Origin of the sequence: Kitasatospora sp. NBC_00374, from assembly GCF_041434935.1 — a bacterium.
GTDB lineage: Bacteria > Actinomycetota > Actinomycetes > Streptomycetales > Streptomycetaceae > Kitasatospora.
This window is the reverse complement of record NZ_CP107964.1, coordinates 4,794,332-4,810,521: the sequence shown is the minus strand read 5'-3', so window position 1 is coordinate 4,810,521 and position 16,190 is coordinate 4,794,332. Positions and strand designations below refer to the sequence as shown.

Sequence of the window (16,190 nt, the reverse complement as noted above, 5' to 3'; positions counted from 1 at the left end):
CGCACCGCAGTAGAAGCAACGCTCCAGCCGCACCCGCACCCGCACAGAGCGGTAGCCCCCACTCATGACTCCCCTTCCACCGGACCGACCACGGCCCACACGAACTTCCCGACACCACCCGGACGCGGAGAACACCCCCACGCCACCGCCAGCCTCTCCACCAGCCACAGACCGCGCCCCGACTCTGCGGCGACGTCGACGTCAACGTCCGTCGGCGGGACCGGTCGCCGGTCGCTCGCGTCGTGCACCTCGATCCGGAGCTGATCAGCCGCCGCAATCTCGAACTTGACCGCGATCAACCGCCCGGGCGTCCGGGCGTGCTCCACCGCATTGGTCACCAGCTCCGACAGAACCAACTGACCGACATCGAGGAACCGTTCGGAATGCCCCCGCTCCAGCAGGAAGCTTCGAAGAGCGGACCGGGCCTGGCCGGCGGACCTACGGCTGCGCGGCAGCCAGCATCCTGATCCGGCAGGCAGATCCTCTTCTCGGCGCGGATTGACCCTTTCCCGCGCGCCCGTCGACCTGATCATTCCGGCACCGCCCTCCGAGGCTGTCCACCGAAGCGCCCAGCCATCCGGGCGCCCGCCTTCAGGATTGCGAAGCGGAGGAGCGGCAACGTACCCAGCGCGATTACCCAGCGTGGGTAAACTCACAGACAATCAACTTCTGCTGAGGTCAAGGAAGATCACGCGACCGACGGGGGTGCCACGTGACGGATGCGCGACTTCCGGAGAGACTTCCGCGGGCACTTCTCGCAGATCCCGAGATGATCACTGCGTGCCGGGCCAGGGACTTCTCCGCAGTCTTCCGGCTGCTGAAGCACGCCGGCATCTACCCGTCACTGATCGCTCGCGCGTGTGATCTGACACCGAGCCGAGTCGGCGAGGTGATCGCAGGTAAGCGCCGGATCGAGAAGATCGACCTGGTCGAACGGGTTGCAGACGGCCTGCGTATCCCCGGGCATATGCTCGGGCTCGCCACCCGCCCGTGGGAGCAGCAAGGCGGATCACCTGCGCCGCCCGGGCCGACGCATCGCCAACCGATGCCCGAGGCGACCTCTGAAAGGGCCGCCCCACGCCAGCTCATCGAGCCCGAGTTCTTCGCCGCACAGATCCGCACCATCATGCCCAGTCACTACAAGGCGGCGAATCTCTTCGGCGCGCGGCACGCACTCGATCCCGTCGAACGGCACGTCAGGTCGATCGACCGTCTTCAGCTCCACACCTTCGGTCCGGTGCGGGAGGATCTGCTCACTCTTGGTGCGCGCATGGCGGAGTTCCTGGGGTGGCTCTACCAGGATCTCGGCGACTTCAGGCAGGCGGCTGCCTGGTCGGATCGGGCGATGGAGTGGTCCCAGGAGACCGGCGACGACCTCATGACGTCCTACGTGCTTTTCCGGAAGAGCAACCAGGCCACCGCCCGCCGGCACCCCCAGCAGGCCGTCAGTCTCTCGCGGGCCGCCCAGAGGGTGCCTGGGGTGACGCCGAGAATCCGGGCGCTCGCGACGCAGCAGGAGGCCCAAGGCCACGCCCTTCTGGGGAACACCCGCTTCGCTCAGACGAAGTTCGACGAGGCCGCCGAGCTCGCCGCGGCCCCGGACGAACCCGAGGACGATGCCGCGCTGGACACGGCGTACTGCACACCGACGTACGTCGAGATGCAGCGCGCCAACTGTTGGATCGAGCTCGGCGAGCCGGAGCGCGCCGCACGGGTCTTCGAGACGGGTTTGGTCACCCTGCCGCAGGTCTACCGCAACGACCACGGCGTGTACCTCTCGCGGCTCGCACGCGCCTACGCGACCGCAGGCGAGCCGGAACAGGGGGCCGCAGCAGCGGACCGCGCCCTGTCCATCGCACTGGACACGGAATCGGCCCGCGCGCTCGCCGAACTCACCGCAGCCGGAAACGCCCTGATGAGCTGGAGCGACGTCCCGGCGGTGGCGGAGTTCTCCGCCCGGCTGTCGCTCGCCCGCAGCGTGATCGGCCCTCGCCCGAGCCTGAGTTGATGGGAGAAGCTGAGGCCATGGACGCACTGATCACTCAGGCCACTTCCGCCGACGAGCTCCGCCGAGGTTCCCGCGTGGCTGTCCTCCCCGTCGGCAGCTTCGAACAGCACGGGGCGCACCTGCCCCTCACCACCGACACCGTGATCGCCAGCGTGATCGCTCAGCGCATCGCCACCGACTACGACCTGTTCCTCCTGCCACCCATCACCATGTCGTGCTCCCACGAGCACGCGTCCATGGCGGGCACTGTGAGCATCAGTGCGGCCACGCTCTACGCGGTGGTCAACGACATCTGGAAGTCACTCCAGGCCTCCGGCATCACCGGGCTGATCGTCGTCAACGGCCACGGCGGCAACTACGTGCTCTCCAACGTCGTCCAGGAGGCCAACACCACCGGCCGCAACCTCGCGCTCTTCCCGGTCCGGGAAGACTGGCACCGGGCTCGCGAGGACGCAGGCCTGGAGAGCACCGGCGCGGCAGACATGCACGGCGGCGAGCTGGAAGTCTCGCTCCTGCTCCACGGCGCCCCACACCTCATCCGGGACGGGATCGAGGGGGACGACCACTCGGCCCCCGAGCGCCCGCACCTGCTCACCCTGGGCATGACCGGCTACACCGAGAACGGCATCATCGGCAGCCCGTCCCTGGCCACCTCGGTGAAGGGAAAGGCGATCCTGGACAGCCTGACCCGATCCGCAGCGGCCCACCTGGAAGTCCTGAGCGCGAGCTGATCAGGCGCCGCCCGGGTCAACGGATCGAGCCCTTCCCCCGAACGAGGGAAGGGCTCGATGGCACCGGCGGGAACAGCCTCGCCTGCCGTTCAGGTTTGCCGGATCAGAGCAGGCCCAGCGCAGGCATCATGTAGTAGAAGACGAAGACCGCCGCCACCGCGTACATCGCGATCGGCACCGTCCGCCATTTGCCGGCCGCCACCCGCAGCACGCAGAACGTGATGAATCCGATACCCAGGCCGTTGGTGATCGAGTAGGTGAACGGCATCATCACCATGGTCAGGAACGCCGGGACGGCGATGGTGTAGTCGGTCCAGTCGATCGCCGTGATGGAGTTCGCCAGGATCAGGAAACCGACGGTGACCAGGGCCGGGGTGGCCGCCTGGGCGGGGACCATGGTGGCGAGCGGGGTGAGGAAGAGGGCCACCAGGAAGAGCGCACCGGTGACGATCGAGGCGAAGCCGGTGCGGGCGCCCTCGCCGACGCCGGCGGTGGACTCGACGAAGCAGGTGTTGGCGGAGGAGGAGGTCGCGCCGCCGGCGGCGGTGGCGATGCCGTCGACCATGAGGATGCGGTTGATGCCGGGCAGGTCGCCCTTCTCGTCCAGCAGGTGGGCCTCGTCGGCGACACCGAGGATGGTCCCCATCGCGTCGAAGAAGCACGACATCAGCACCGTGAAGACGAAGAGCACCCCGGTGAGTGCCCCGACCTGGGAGAAGCCGCCGAGCAGGTCCACCTGGCCGACCAGCCCGAAGTCGGGGGCGGCGACCGGGTTGCCGGGCCACTGCGGGACGGTGAGGCCCCAGGCCGCGTCGGACAGGTGGGTGAGCTGCTGGATGAGCACGGCGACGCCGGTCATCACGACGATGCTGATCAGGATGGCGCCGGGCACCTTGCGGATCAGCAGCACCAGGGTGAGCAGCAGGCCGAGGACGAAGACCAGGACCGGCCACCCCAGCAGGTGTCCGTTGCTGCCGAGCTGCAGCGGGACGGTGGTGTGGGCGGCGTCCGGGATGCGGCTGACGAAGCCGGCGTCGACCAGGCCGACCAGGCAGATGAAGAGGCCGATGCCGATGGCGATGGCCTTGCGCAGGCCGAGCGGGACCGCGTTCATGACGCGTTCGCGCAGGCCGGTGGCGACCAGGAGCATGATCGCGAATCCGGCCAGCACCACCATGCCCATGGCGTCCGGCCAGGTCATCCGCGGGGCCAGCTGCAGGGCCACGATGGTGTTGACGCCGAGGCCGGCGGCCAGGCCGATCGGGACGTTGCCGATCACGCCCATCAGCAGGGTGGTGAGCCCGGCGGTGAGGGCGGTCGCGGTGACCAGCTGGGCGCTGTCGAGGTGGGTCCCGCTCATGTCCACGGCGTTGGCCAGGATGATCGGGTTCAGCACCAGGATGTAGGCCATGGTGAAGAAGGTCGCGACGCCGCCCCGGACCTCGCGCGCGAGGGTGGAGCCGCGCTCGGAGATGCGGAAGTAGCGGTCGACGGCGCCGGTCGGGGGGTGCGGCGCCGCCGGGTCGGGCTTGGCGTCCGACGCGTCGGTCGAGTTGGCCAGCGGAGGCATTCGGGTGTCCTCGTCGGGTGGGGGCGGAGGAGGAAGGGCACCCGAGCGACGGTGGCCGGGTCCGCCGGGGGTACTGGCGCTCGCGCTCGGGGGAGAGCCGACCTGCCGGTGACCGACCGGAATCCCAAGTATGAGTTCCTGGGTCGTGCACGCGCCATCTTCGCGCGTAGAAGAAACCCCTTACGACACTCCTCGACCATCTCCGATCACCGCGGCACCCCCACCTCTGCCGTGCTCCCACGCCGTCCCCGTACGCTAGGCCCCATGCCGAAGACCCCGCTGCACCCCTCCCCTCCGCCGCTGGAGGCCAATGACGTCGCGATCGTCGGCGGTGGCACGGTGCTGTGGTTCGTCGCCTTCGTGGCGCTGGTCCCCTTCCAGAGCTCGCTGTCCGAGCACGACCACGGCACCTGGCCGTGGATCTGCCTGTCCGGCGGCCTGCTCGGGCTGATCGGCCTCTGGTACTGCGTGTCGCGCCGCTCGGCGATCCGGCGCGACCGCGCCGCCGCCCAGGCCGAAGGACCGGCGGCGGAGAACCAGCCGGGCTGAGCCGAAGCCGCGCCGGGGCGAGGCCGGGCCGGACCGGGCCCGCCACCCGGTTGGCCTGAATCGCCTCACAGTGGGGCGCAGCGGACATATCGCCCCCATAGAGTCATGCCATGACGCACCCCGCGGAAGACCCCTCCGGCGTCGGGAGCGCCAGTCTCGGCGCCCGGCCCGCCCTGGCCGCCCCCGGCGCCCACGCGACCGGTCCCCGGCCGCAGCGGGCCGTCGGCCTGACCGCGGCGGAGGTGGCCGAGCGGGTCGCACGCGGCCAGGTCAACGACGTGCCGGTACGTTCCAGCCGGTCGGCCAGGGAGATCGTCCGGGCCAACGTCTTCACCCGGTTCAACGCGATCATCGGCGTCATGTTCGGCATCATCCTGGTGGTCGGACCGATCCAGGACGGCCTGTTCGGGCTCGTCATCGTCGCCAACACGGCGATCGGCATCGTCCAGGAGCTGCGGGCCAAGAAGACCCTGGACAGCCTCGCCCTGATCGGCGAGGCCAGGCCCCAGGTCCGCCGCGACGGCACGGCGCAGGCGGTGCCCACCGGCGGGATCGTCCTCGACGACACCGTGCTGCTCGGCATCGGCGACAAGGTCGTGGTGGACGGCCGGGTGACCGAGTCGGACGGCCTGGAGATCGACGAGTCGCTGCTCACCGGTGAACCGGACCCGGTGCTCAAGCACCCCGGTGACGAGGTGATGTCCGGCAGTTTCGTGGTGGCCGGCGCCGGGGCGTTCACCGCCACCAAGGTCGGGCGACAGGCGTACGCGGCGCAGCTGGCCGAGGAGGCGAGCCGGTTCACGCTGGTGCGCTCGGAGCTGCGCAGCGGGATCAACGACATCCTGCGGTTCATCACGTACCTGTTGATCCCGACCGCGATCGGCCTGGTCATCAGCCAGCTGACGGTGGAGGGCAACGACTGGCGGGAGGCGGTCCGCCGGATGGTGGCGGGCATCGTGCCGATGGTGCCGGAGGGACTGGTGCTGCTGACCTCGGTGGCGTTCGCGATCGGGGTGATCCGGCTGGGCCGCCGCCAGTGCCTGGTCCAGGAGTTGCCGGCGATCGAGGGCCTGGCCCGGGTCGACACGGTCTGCCTGGACAAGACCGGCACGCTCACCGAGGGCGGTATGGACGTGGTCGAGCTGCGGCCGCTGCGGAGCGCCGACGCCCGGCGGAGCGCGGACGACCGGCCCGGGCCGGGCGGGCCGCCGGCGGGCCACGCCTTCGCGGACCCCGAGCTCCTCGGGCAGGCGCTGGGCGCGATGGGTGGCGCGGACTCCCGGCCGAACCCGAGCATGCAGGCGGTGATCGACGCCTACGGCCCGCCGCCGGACGGGCACTGGCGGGTGCTGGAGGCGATGCCGTTCTCGTCCGCCCGCAAGTGGAGCGGGGTGCAGTTGCTGGAGCCGCAGGGCACCGAGGGGAGCTGGCTGCTGGGCGCTCCGGACGTCCTGCTGCCGGCCGGTGACCCGGCCCTGGCGGAGGTGGACGAGCTGGGCGCCAGAGGTCTGCGGGTGCTGCTGCTGGGCCGGACGACGGTCGCGCTGGACGCGCCGGACCCGGCCGCCGGGCTGGAACCGCTGGCGCTGCTGGTGCTGCAGCAGCGGCTGCGCGACGACGCGGCGCCCACGCTGCGCTACTTCGAGAGCCAGCGGGTCCGGGCGAAGGTGATCTCGGGCGACAGCGCGGTCTCGGTCGGCGCGGTGGCCTCGCATCTGGGCCTGGCGGGGGCGGAGCGGCCGGTGGACGCCCGGGACCTGCCGGCGGACGGCGAGGCGCTGGCCGAGGCGGTCGACCTGACCAGCGTGTTCGGACGGGTGACGCCGCAGCAGAAGCGGGACCTGGTCGGCGCGCTGCAGTCGCGCGGGCACACCGTGGCGATGACCGGCGACGGCGTCAACGACGTGCTGGCGCTGAAGGACGCCGACATCGGGGTGGCGATGGGCACCGGCAGCGACGCGACCCGGGCGGTGGCGCAGATCGTACTGCTGGACGACCGGTTCGCCACGCTTCCGTCGGTGGTGGCGGAGGGCCGCCGGGTGATCGGCAACATCGAGCGGGTGGCCAACCTCTTCCTGGTGAAGACGGTGTACTCGGTGCTGCTGGCCCTGCTGGTGGTGTTCACCAACGTGCCGTACCCGTTCCTGCCCCGGCACTCGACGGTGCTGTCCACGCTGACCATCGGGGTACCGGCGTTCTTCCTGGCGCTGGCGCCCAACAACGAGCGGGCGCGGACCGGCTTCGTCCGGCGGGTGCTGCGGCTGGCGGTGCCCGGCGGGGTGATCGCCGGGACGGCGACCTTCGCGGCGTACATGGTGGCGCGGGCCAACGACTCGACCGACCTGGAGGCGGACACCAGCGTGGCGACCCTGACGCTGTTCATCGTGGCGATCTGGGTGCTGGCCATCGTGGCGCGGCCGTACACCTGGTGGCGGCTGCTGCTGATCGCGACGATGTGCGGGGCGTTCACGCTGGTGCTGGTGGTGCCGTGGCTGTCGGAGTTCTTCCAGCTGTCGCTGTCGGGGGTGCGCGATCCCTGGGTGGGGGTAGGTATCGCGGTGGTGGCGGGGTTGTTGCTGGAGGTGGTCTGGCGGGTGATCGTCCGCCGGACGGACGCGTAGCGGCGGGGGGCGTCATGGCGCGCAGGGGCGGGGAGTTGGAGGCGTTCATCGCCTTCGCGGCCGGTGGGGCGGCCGCGGTGGTGGGCGCGCTGGCGCTGCACGCCGTGGCCCGGCTGACCGGGCACGTCGCGCCGCGCGGCGGGATGCTGCTGGTGCTGCTGACCTTCGGGGCCGGGTGCGCGGTGCTGGTGTACCGCGCACTCCGGGCCCCGGAGGCGGCCCGGCAGGCTCAGGAGCTGGCCTCGCTGCGGGACCTCAAGGACCGTCAGGACTCGAAGTCACGGGCGGCCAGCAGCTCGTAGGCCCGGTCGGGCTCGGTGAGCGCGGCGAGGATCTCGAACCGGCGGTGCCACTGGCCAACCGACCAGGCCAGGCCGGCCGCGAGCCCCTCGGGGGTGGCGGCGTGCAGCAGGCCGGGTGCCGGGGGTACCTCGAACTCGTCGTCCTCGTCGGCCGTTTCGGCGTCCTCGGGGTCGTACGGCAGCTCGGGGACGGGCGCGGCGGTGTCCCAGCGCCAGTGCACGGCGGCCTCCTGGCCGTCCGGGCCGACGACCAGCAGTTCCTCGTGCTCCTCGTACGCGGCGGGGCAGCCGGGCAGCAGTTCCCGGACGACGGCGGGCACCCGGTGCAGGCTGCCCTCGGAGAGCACCCGGCCGCCGGCCACCTCGCTGGCGAGCGAGACGTGCAGCCGTTCGGCGAGGTCCGCGGCGAACGCGGGGGCGACCGGCAGCACGGGGTGGCCGTGCAGCAGTTCCACCAGGTCGGGGGCGTCGGCGACGACCGCCTCGGCGGCGTCCACGATCACCGTGCGGTCGCCGCGCCGGCCGGTCTCCTCGTCCAGGGCGGTGAGCGCCCGCACGACGTCCAGCGACTCCACCCGCTCGGCCGGCAGCTGGGCCAGCGCGGTGTAGATGCCGTGCAGTTGGCGGTGCGTCACCTCGGAGGCCGGGTCGGTGAGCCGGTCCAGCAGCTCCTCCGGGCCGTGCGGCTCGGCGAGCAGGGCGGCCAGCGTGGTGCGTACCCCGAGGGCGTGCAGGAACAGCTCGTCCAGGGTGGTGCGGGCCTCGTCGTAGAGGCCGCGCAGCAGCGGGTCGGCGCCGGCGGCCCGCAGGCCGGCCGGCTCGCGGCCGTCCAGCACCGGGTGGTCGCGCAGCCACCAGGCGGTGTACGGCGGCAGGTCGGTGTAGCTGCCGTCGGGCAGCAGGGTGCGGACGGGGTTGACCACGGCCTCGCGGTACGGCGGCCGGGCCAGCAGGGCGAGCGCCTCGGGCCAGGCCGCGTCGTCGACCAGGTCGAGGTCGCGGACGGCGAGCAGCTCGGCGGCGACCGGCGGGACGCCGAGGTCGGCGTCGTCGGCGTGCAGGGCCTCCAGCACGTCCTCGCACCAGTCGGCGAGGCCGTCGGGGGCCTCGTCCAGCAGGCCGGTCGGACGGCCGCCGGCGGCGCGGTCGGCCGGGGCGGTCGGGTCGAGCCGCTCCAGGTCGTCCGGGTCGAGCACGACGTCCTCGGCGCGGACCAGCGCGAAGCTGGACAGCACTCCGGCGGCGGCGAGGACGTCGGGGCCCCAGCGGTCCAGCAGGTCGTCGTCCACGTAGCCGGCGTCGTCCTCGCGGGCGAGCGCGGCGAGCGGGCTGTCGGGCAGGATCAGCTCGCCAGCCCGGGTCAGCTCGCCCTCGTCGTCGGGCAGCGCGAGCCGGGCCAGCCAGGGGTGGCCGCCGGGGGTCGCGTCGGCGGCCTTGACCAGGGCGAGCACGGCGTCGGCGAGGTCCACGGCGGCGTCGAAGTCGTCCTCGCCGACCTCCAGCGAGCGGGCCACGGCGGCCCGGACCTCGGGGGTGTCCAGGACACCCGCCGGGGTGGCGGTGCCGGCGCCCAGCTTGGCGAGCAGCGGGTGCGCGGCCTCCGGGTGGGCCAGCCGCAGGTCGAGCAGTTCGAGGGCCTCGGCGAGCGCCTCCGGGTACCCCTCGTAGCCGGCCCAGTCGGCGGCGTCGGAGGGCAGCAGCACCCGGCGCGGGCCGGTGACCGTACGGCCGTCGGCCAGCGGCACCGGGAGCGCGCCCAGCGACTCCGGGTCGGCCCCGCCGAGCGCCGCGTACAGGTTGCGCCACCAGGCCGGCTCGCGGTCCAGTCCGCCGAGCTGGTCGACCACCTCGGCCAGCGGCACCCGCCGCACGGCCAGCGCGCGCAGCTCGCTGCGGCGCTCCAGGCCGGCCGGCAGCAGGCCGGGGAAGATCGGGGCGAGCGCCTCCACCACCAGGTGGTCGGCGCCCTCCAGCAGGGTGGCGTCGCGGGGGCGCAGGGCCGGGGTGCCCTCGTCCACCGTGCCGGGGTGCGGGAGGAAGGGGGTGGCGGGCAGCCGCTCCAGGATCGCGGCGCGCAGGGCGTTGTCGAGCGCGCCCTGGCCGAGCGGGGCGGGCACCAGGCCGAGCGAGCCGAGGTCGGCGCCGCGGACGCGGAGCAGGTCAGCGTAGGCCTCGGCGGCGCGCTCGGTGAGGAAGTCGGTGAGCGGGCCGGGTGCGACGTGCCGGCGGGTGGAGTCCAGCGGGTACCCGGCGATCAGCAGGGCGGGCACGCCGAGCGGCTCGTCGCTGGGCGTGGGCGCGTGCACCACGGGGGTGGTGCGGGGCGGCTGCGGAGTGCCGTCGGCGGTGACCGGGACGGCCCAGGTCACCGACCAGTACGGGCGGGCGCGCTCCTCGGTGGTGCGGTCGGCCAGCAGTTCGGGGGCGACCTCGCCGGACCGGCTGACGGTCTGCCACCTGGCCTGCCGGTCACCGTCGGTGATGGTGACCAGGGTCGGGCCGCCGGGCTCCGCGAGCGTGGCGGCGCGGGTCAGGGTGCGCACGCCGTCGGGGGTCTCGACGGTGACCTCGGCGAGGCCCGGCAGGGTGAGCAGCAGGGCGTCGTCGATCTCGGCGAGCAGCCTGCGGGTGAGGTCCTCGGCGGCGGCGTCGCGCAGTGGCAGCACCACCACCGTGTCGTAGCCGTCGGGGGCGGCGCCCTCGGCCAGGAACGGCAGGCGCAGCAGCGGGACGTGGCCCTCGCGGCGGCGCAGTTCCTCGGCGAGTTCGGGCCGGGCCGCGGCGAGCGCGTGCGCCTCGGTGAGCGACCAGCGGACGCCGCCGTGGCCGCCGAGCACGGCCGGTTCGTCGCTGACCGCCAGCACGGCCGAGAAGCCGACGCCGAACCGGCCGACGGCGCCGTCGCCGTCGGCCCGCTTGGCGGAGGCGCGCAGGGTGGAGAGCGACTCGACGGCGGCGGCGTCCGGCGGGGCGCCGGTGTTCGCGGCGGCGAGCACGCCCTCGCGCAGGGTCAGCCGGAAGCGGCCGGGGCCGGTGCCGGCGCGGGCGGCCGCGTCGGCGGCGTTCTGGGCAAGCTCGACGATCAGCCGGTCGCGGTAGCCGCCGAGGGCCAGTTCCTCCTCCGCGTTGGCGTCCTCGCGGAACCGTGCGGGCGTGGCCGTCCAGGCGTCCAGCACCCGCCTGCGCAGTCCGGCCGTGTCGAACACGTCAGCCGCCTGTCCGTCCGTGCCACTGCCGATGATCCGAGGCTCCACCGCGACCTGCCGCCTTCCGCCGAGCTGTCGTGCGTACGGGGGCATTCTTCCCTGCCCGGCCGACATCACCGACCACGGGTGGGCGCGGCAGGCCGCGCGCGAGCCGATCGGCGGGCTGTCCGGGAGCGTGTTCGACGGGTGGCCGGACGGGTGCGGACAGCGACAGACCCCGCCGGTACGACGGGGTCTGTCGGACGTGGATGCCGGGCCGTCAGGAGTGGCCGAGCTCCTCGGCCGGGGCGTCGGGCTCGACCGAGCCGCCGGTGCGGTCCGGGCGCAGCTGCAGCGGCTCGACCACGGTCTCGTCCAGGATCAGCTCGGACGGGACGGGCGGGGCGGGCAGCACAGCGGCCTCGGAGTGCGCGCCGCAGCCGTAGCCGAGCGAGACCACCTGGCCGTCGGCCGGGCCGAACTCGTTGCCGCACACACCGAACGCCTGGCCGAGCGAGCCGCCGATCGGGACCAGGAAGCCGCAGCTGGTGCAGGAGGCCGGGGCCGCCTGGGCCATCGGTGTCTGCGGCCCGAAGGTGGACTCCCAGCGGTCGGCGGCCAGGTGCAGGCCGAGCCGGGAGAGCACCCGGGGACGGCCGAGGCCGAGCTCCTCGGCGATCGCACCGATCCGGGCCCGGGCCGGCGCGGGCTGGACGTCCGGGTCCGAGACCACGACCTCCTCCTCGGCGGCCAGCGCCAGCACGGAGTTGGGGGCGGGCTCGTCCTCGCCGGTCCAGCCTGGCTCCAGGCGCAGGTCGTCGGCACCGGTCGGCAGCAGGTCGCCGGGGCCGAGGTCGCCGGGGCGCAGCCGCTCGCTCCACGGCACCCACTGGGGGGCGAGGACGGCGTCCTGGCCCGGCAGCAGGACGGTCTCGTCCAGCGTGATGTTCTTCGCCCGTGGCGCCCGCGCCACGGTCACGGCCCAGTGCCAGCCGCGGTACGCGGCGTCCAGACACTCGAAGGTATGGGTGACGACACGGTCGCCGTCCGCCTGGACGCCGAGGTGGGCGCCCACGCTCTCGGGGCCTACCGCCTCCCCGGCGGCCTGGCGGGCGAGTTCGACGGCCTCGGCACAGAGCCGGTCCGGGGTACGGCTTCGCATCGCAGCGCTCACGGCGTCGATTCTCTCCCAGTCCTGTCGTTCCTGCGGTAGATATCCGGCCCACCGCCCCGCCGGGGCGGGCCCGCAGTGCTGCCGACGGGCGTCGGCCCGCCGGGTACCGAATCCATTCTGCTCGAACCGGGGACACCTCCGGGACGGGCCGCGCCGCCCTGGCCCCTCCCCTGTCACCTCCCGGCACACGCCGTAGTGCAGGCTACCCGCCAGTCGACCGGGGAGCACAGCCCGGGGCACCACGACGCCCGTGCCGGTCGCCCCCGACACCGGCCCGACGGCGACTCGCCATCCGTACGCAAGCGTCAATCACTCGTCGGCCACGCCATTCTCGGGCAGGATTGCGGTGTGGCGGACGAGACCCCGTCGCAGCACGGACCGCACTCCCCGCAGGGCGAGGACCACGCGGAGGCGGAGGCTGTGCCGCGACAGCCGACGGTCCCCCCGGCCGGCGAACCGGAGCCGCAGCCGGAGGACGACTCGGCGCGGCCCGCCCGATCGCGCAACGTGCTGACCCGCGGCGCCTCCGCCGCCGGCGCGCGCACCGGCAAGGTGGTGCACGGCACCGGGCGGCGGATCCGGCGGGCGACCTCCGCCGAGGGCGCGGGCGAGTCCGGTCTGGCCAAGCTGATCGAGCTGCACGCGCTGAACTCCTTCGGCGACATGCTGATCACCATCGCGCTGGCCTCCACGATCTTCTTCTCGGTGCCGACCGGCGAGGCACGCGGCCGGGTCGCGCTCTACCTCCTGATCACGATGGCACCGTTCGCCCTGCTGGCCCCGGTGATCGGCCCGCTGCTGGACCGGCTGCCGCACGGCCGCCGCTCGGCGATGGCGATGTCCATGCTGGCCCGCGCGGTACTGGCCTGGACGATGGCCGGGACGATCGCCACCGGCGGGCTGGCGCTCTACCCGGAGGCACTGGGGGTGCTGGTCGCCTCCAAGGCGTACGGCGTGGTGCGCAGCGTGGTGGTGCCGCGGCTGCTGCCGCCGCAGCTGTCCCTGGTGAAGGCCAACTCCCGGGTCACGCTGGCCGGGCTGCTGGCGACCATGGTGGCCGCCGGGGTGGGCGGCGCGCTGCACCTGATCGGCCCGGGCTGGCCGCTGCGCGGGGCGTTCCTGGTGTTCGTGATCGGCACCCTGATGGCCTTCCACCTGCCGCACAAGGTGGACTCCGCGAAGGGCGAGCAGCGGGCGGTGCTGCACTCCGAGGAGCACGGGCCGGCCAGGCCCAAGGGGGTGCTGCGGGCGGTCGGCCCCTCGGTGATCCTGGCCCTGCGCGGGGTGGCCTCGCTGCGGTTCCTGGTGGGTTTCCTGGTGATGTTCCTGGCCTTCCTGATCCGCAACGACCCGGTCGGCGGCCTGCCGGAGACCGCGACGCTGGGCATCGTCGCGGCGGCGGCGGGGGTGGGCAACGCGCTGGGGTCGGTGTTCGGGTCCTGGCTGCGGACCAGGGGCTCCGAGGTGATTATCACGACGGTGCTGCTGCTGGCCACCGTGGCCGCCGCCGCGGCGGCGATCTGGTACGGGCTGCTGACCGTGGTCGTGGTGGCCGCGACGGCCGGCATGGCGGCCTCGCTGGGCAAGCTGGCACTCGACGCGCTGATCCAGCGGGACGTCCCGGAGGCGGTCCGGACCTCGGCCTTCGCCCGCTCGGAGACCCTGCTCCAGCTGTCCTGGGTGGCCGGCGGGGTGGTCGGCATCTCGCTGCCGCTGAACGCGGTGCTCGGCCTGGCGCTCGCGGCGGGGGTGATGTGCGTGTCGCTGCTGTTGACCGTCTGGTCGCTGTTCCGGATCGGCCCGCACCGCTCCGCGACCCGGCCCCGGGTGGCCTGAGCGGCCCGCGGATCGGCCGCCCGTGGGGATGCCGCGGCCGACTCGGCCACCCCGACGCACCGTGATCGCGAAAGCCCGGTAGCCTCTTGCCCATGAGCCTCAGCACCCGTGTCATCGCCGCCCTCGGCGCCGTCGTCGTGATCGGCGCCGGCACGGTCGGCGGTTCGATCGCCTACGCCAGCAGCCAGGGCAAGCCCGCCGAGCGCGAGGCGACGCTGGTCGTCGGCACCTCCTCGGTCCGCAGCGCACCGCTCTGCTACAACGGCGGCAAGCCGCTCGACCAGGCGCAGATCGAGAAGTGCCAGCTGGACGCCAAGAAGGCCGGCAAGGACAAGAAGCTGGAGTCCCTGGACGTCAAGGCCGGCGACCGGGTCGGCGTCGGCGTGGACCCGGACACCGGCGAGCGCGGCTGGTTCGCGTTCACCGACGGCGGCCAGCAGGGCCAGTCGCCGATCGCGCAGGAGGTCAAGGACTCGACCTTCTCCGGCACGGTGCTCGCCTCCACGCTGCTGAACACCTCCGGCACCACCACCGTCACCGTGGTCGAGGCCGACCAGAAGACCAACGACATCTACGGCGTCTGGTACTTCGAGCTCCACACCGAGAGCTGACACCTCCCGCGATGAGCGCGTCCGACGACGAGCGGCCCGGCCTCCAGCAGGCCGGGCTGCTCGTCGTCGTCGCGGTGCAGGCCGAGGCGGACGCGGTGCTGCGTGCGCTGCCCGGCGGCGCCCGGCCGCTGCCCGTACCGGGCGGCGGTGAACTGCGGCGCGCCGAACCGGCCGACGGCGTGCCGGTGGACGTGCTGGTCGGCGGCGTCGGCCCGGCCGCCGCGGCGGCCGGCACCGCGGCCGCGCTGTCCGCCCGGCGGTACGCCCTGGTGGTGTCGGCCGGGATCGCGGGCGGCTTCGCGCCCGGCGCGCCGATCGGCTCGCTGGTGGTGGCCGGGCGGATCGTGGCCGCCGACCTGGGCGCCGAGACGCCCGAGGGCTTCCAGGACGTCGCCCGGCTGGGTTTCGGGACCGTCCGGCACTCCCCGCCACCCGCGGCCGTCCGGCTGGCCTCGGACGCCCTGGGGGCCGCCTGTGGCGACGTGCTGACGGTCTCCACCGTCACCGGCAGCGCCGAGCGGGCCGCGATCCTGGCCGCCCGTCACCCCGGGGCGCTGGCCGAGGCGATGGAGGGCTTCGGGGTGGCCGAGGCGGCCGCCCGGTTCGGGACGCCGGCCTTCGAGATCCGGGCCGTGTCGAACGCCGTCGGGCCGCGCGACCGTGCGGCCTGGCGGATCGGAGAGGCGCTGGGGGCACTGGAGCGGGCCTTCCACACGCTGCCGTACCGAGCGCTGCTCCAGGAGGTCTCCCGTGGCTGAGCCGCTCAAGGTCGCCTACTCGCCCTGCCCCAACGACACCTTCGTCTTCCACGCCTGGGCGCACGGCCTGGTGCCGGGAGCGGCCGCGCCCGAGGTGACCTTCGCCGACATCGACCTGACCAACGGGATGGCCGAGCGCGGCGAGCTCGACCTGCTGAAGATCTCCTACGGGCAGCTGCCCTGGGTCCTGGAGGACTACGCGCTGCTGCCCTGCGGCGGGGCCCTGGGCCGGGGCTGCGGGCCGCTGGTGCTGACCGCCGGAGAGCGGGACGCGGCCGCGCTGGCGGGCCGGACGGTGGCCGTACCGAGCGAGCGCTCCACCGCGTACCTGCTGTTCCGGCTCTGGGCTGCGAAGGCGGTACCGGGCGGCTTCGGGAAGATCGTGGTGCTGCCGTTCCACGAGATCATGCCGGCCGTCCGGGACGGCCGGGTGGACGCCGGCCTGGTGATCCACGAGGCCCGGTTCACGTACCGGCGCTACGGGCTGCACAGCCTGGCCGACATGGGCGAGGCCTGGGAGCTGGAGACCGGCCTGCCGATCCCGCTCGGCGCGATCGTGGCCCGCCGCGCCCTGGGCGCCGATCGGCTGCGCGAGCTGGCCCGGACCATCCGCGACTCGGTCACGGCCGCCTGGGACGACCCGGCGGCCTCCCGCGGGTACGTGCTCGCGCACGCCCAGGAGATGGACCCGGACGTGGCGGACCGACACATCGCCCTGTACGTGAACGAGTTCACGGCCGAGCTCGGCGAGGAGGGCTACGCCGCGGTGCGCGCCCTGCTCACCCGGGCCGCCGAGGAGGGCTTGGCCCCCGCGGTCGACCCGGGTGCGCTGGCGTTCTGAGCCC

General features: G+C 73.6%; 13 protein-coding genes. 9 read left to right on the top strand and 4 right to left on the bottom strand.

Features of this window, described 5'->3' with window-relative positions; genetic code table 11:
* Positions 1-62: 62 nt before the first annotated feature.
* Complete coding sequence (locus OG871_RS21705; RefSeq protein WP_371498632.1) at positions 63-533, bottom strand: ATP-binding protein; 471 nt, start codon at positions 531-533, stop codon at positions 63-65.
* 236 nt (positions 534-769) lie between these two features.
* Between OG871_RS21705 and OG871_RS21700 the strand changes: the two genes are divergently transcribed.
* On the top strand, positions 770-2,008 hold the full coding sequence (locus OG871_RS21700; RefSeq protein WP_371498631.1) for a hypothetical protein: 1,239 nt from the start codon (positions 770-772) through the stop codon (positions 2,006-2,008).
* 74 nt (positions 2,009-2,082) lie between these two features.
* Entirely contained in the window at positions 2,083-2,739 is a 657-nt protein-coding gene (locus tag OG871_RS21695) for a creatininase family protein (RefSeq protein ID WP_371498630.1), read from the top strand.
* Between the two features lie 103 nt (positions 2,740-2,842).
* Here the strand turns inward: OG871_RS21695 and OG871_RS21690 are convergent, their stop codons facing one another.
* Positions 2,843-4,309, bottom strand: a complete 1,467-nt coding sequence (locus OG871_RS21690) for an NCS2 family permease (RefSeq protein WP_371498629.1) — start codon at positions 4,307-4,309, stop codon at positions 2,843-2,845.
* Positions 4,310-4,573: 264 nt separating this feature from the next.
* Between OG871_RS21690 and OG871_RS21685 the strand changes: the two genes are divergently transcribed.
* The 3 genes from OG871_RS21685 to OG871_RS21675 all read left to right on the top strand — a co-directional run bounded on the left by OG871_RS21685 (position 4,574) and on the right by OG871_RS21675 (position 7,781).
* Entirely contained in the window at positions 4,574-4,858 is a 285-nt protein-coding gene (locus OG871_RS21685) for a DUF2530 domain-containing protein (protein ID WP_371498628.1), read from the top strand.
* A gap of 110 nt (positions 4,859-4,968) precedes the next feature.
* Complete coding sequence (locus OG871_RS21680; protein WP_371498627.1) at positions 4,969-7,479, top strand: HAD-IC family P-type ATPase; 2,511 nt, start codon at positions 4,969-4,971, stop codon at positions 7,477-7,479.
* Between the two features lie 14 nt (positions 7,480-7,493).
* A complete protein-coding gene (locus tag OG871_RS21675) occupies positions 7,494-7,781 on the top strand; it encodes a hypothetical protein (protein ID WP_371498626.1) in 288 nt (95 codons plus the stop codon).
* Here OG871_RS21675 and OG871_RS21670 read toward each other — a convergent pair.
* Positions 7,745-11,080, bottom strand: coding sequence for a sacsin N-terminal ATP-binding-like domain-containing protein (locus OG871_RS21670; protein WP_371498625.1), 3,336 nt, complete (start codon positions 11,078-11,080; stop codon positions 7,745-7,747). The genes OG871_RS21675 and OG871_RS21670 overlap by 37 nt on opposite strands.
* Positions 11,081-11,246: 166 nt before the next feature.
* On the bottom strand, positions 11,247-12,128 hold the full coding sequence (locus tag OG871_RS21665; protein ID WP_371503378.1) for a DUF3027 domain-containing protein: 882 nt from the start codon (positions 12,126-12,128) through the stop codon (positions 11,247-11,249).
* A gap of 432 nt (positions 12,129-12,560) precedes the next feature.
* On the opposite strand from OG871_RS21665, the gene OG871_RS21660 reads away from it, so the two are divergent.
* The 4 genes from OG871_RS21660 (at position 12,561) to OG871_RS21645 (ending at position 16,186) form a co-directional block, all read left to right on the top strand.
* The gene (locus tag OG871_RS21660) at positions 12,561-13,976 is read left to right on the top strand and encodes an MFS transporter (protein WP_371503377.1); all 1,416 of its coding nucleotides are present in this window, start codon (positions 12,561-12,563) and stop codon (positions 13,974-13,976) included.
* A 92-nt stretch (positions 13,977-14,068) separates the two neighbouring features.
* On the top strand, positions 14,069-14,587 hold the full coding sequence (locus OG871_RS21655) for a hypothetical protein (protein WP_371498624.1): 519 nt from the start codon (positions 14,069-14,071) through the stop codon (positions 14,585-14,587).
* Between the two features lie 11 nt (positions 14,588-14,598).
* On the top strand, positions 14,599-15,345 hold the full coding sequence (locus tag OG871_RS21650; RefSeq protein ID WP_371498622.1) for a futalosine hydrolase: 747 nt from the start codon (positions 14,599-14,601) through the stop codon (positions 15,343-15,345).
* Positions 15,338-16,186 (top strand): 1,4-dihydroxy-6-naphthoate synthase, encoded by an 849-nt coding sequence (locus OG871_RS21645; RefSeq protein WP_371498621.1) that lies wholly within the window; start codon positions 15,338-15,340, stop codon positions 16,184-16,186. Before OG871_RS21650 ends, OG871_RS21645 begins: the two co-directional genes overlap by 8 nt.
* Positions 16,187-16,190 lie beyond the last annotated feature (4 nt).

Bases quoted from the DNA above. Each gene is read 5' to 3' on its own strand.
- OG871_RS21680 (WP_371498627.1), top strand. From the start codon at position 4,969: ATGACGCACCCCGCGGAAGACCCCTCCGGCGTCGGGAGCGCCAGTCTC.
- OG871_RS21675 (WP_371498626.1), top strand. From the start codon at position 7,494: ATGGCGCGCAGGGGCGGGGAGTTGGAGGCGTTCATCGCCTTCGCGGCC.
- OG871_RS21665 (WP_371503378.1), bottom strand. From the start codon at position 12,128: ATGCGAAGCCGTACCCCGGACCGGCTCTGTGCCGAGGCCGTCGAACTC.
- OG871_RS21690 (WP_371498629.1), bottom strand. From the start codon at position 4,309: ATGCCTCCGCTGGCCAACTCGACCGACGCGTCGGACGCCAAGCCCGAC.
- OG871_RS21655 (WP_371498624.1), top strand. From the start codon at position 14,069: ATGAGCCTCAGCACCCGTGTCATCGCCGCCCTCGGCGCCGTCGTCGTG.
- OG871_RS21650 (WP_371498622.1), top strand. From the start codon at position 14,599: ATGAGCGCGTCCGACGACGAGCGGCCCGGCCTCCAGCAGGCCGGGCTG.
- OG871_RS21705 (WP_371498632.1), bottom strand. From the start codon at position 533: ATGATCAGGTCGACGGGCGCGCGGGAAAGGGTCAATCCGCGCCGAGAA.
- OG871_RS21670 (WP_371498625.1), bottom strand. From the start codon at position 11,080: ATGCCCCCGTACGCACGACAGCTCGGCGGAAGGCGGCAGGTCGCGGTG.
- OG871_RS21685 (WP_371498628.1), top strand. From the start codon at position 4,574: ATGCCGAAGACCCCGCTGCACCCCTCCCCTCCGCCGCTGGAGGCCAAT.
- OG871_RS21700 (WP_371498631.1), top strand. From the start codon at position 770: ATGATCACTGCGTGCCGGGCCAGGGACTTCTCCGCAGTCTTCCGGCTG.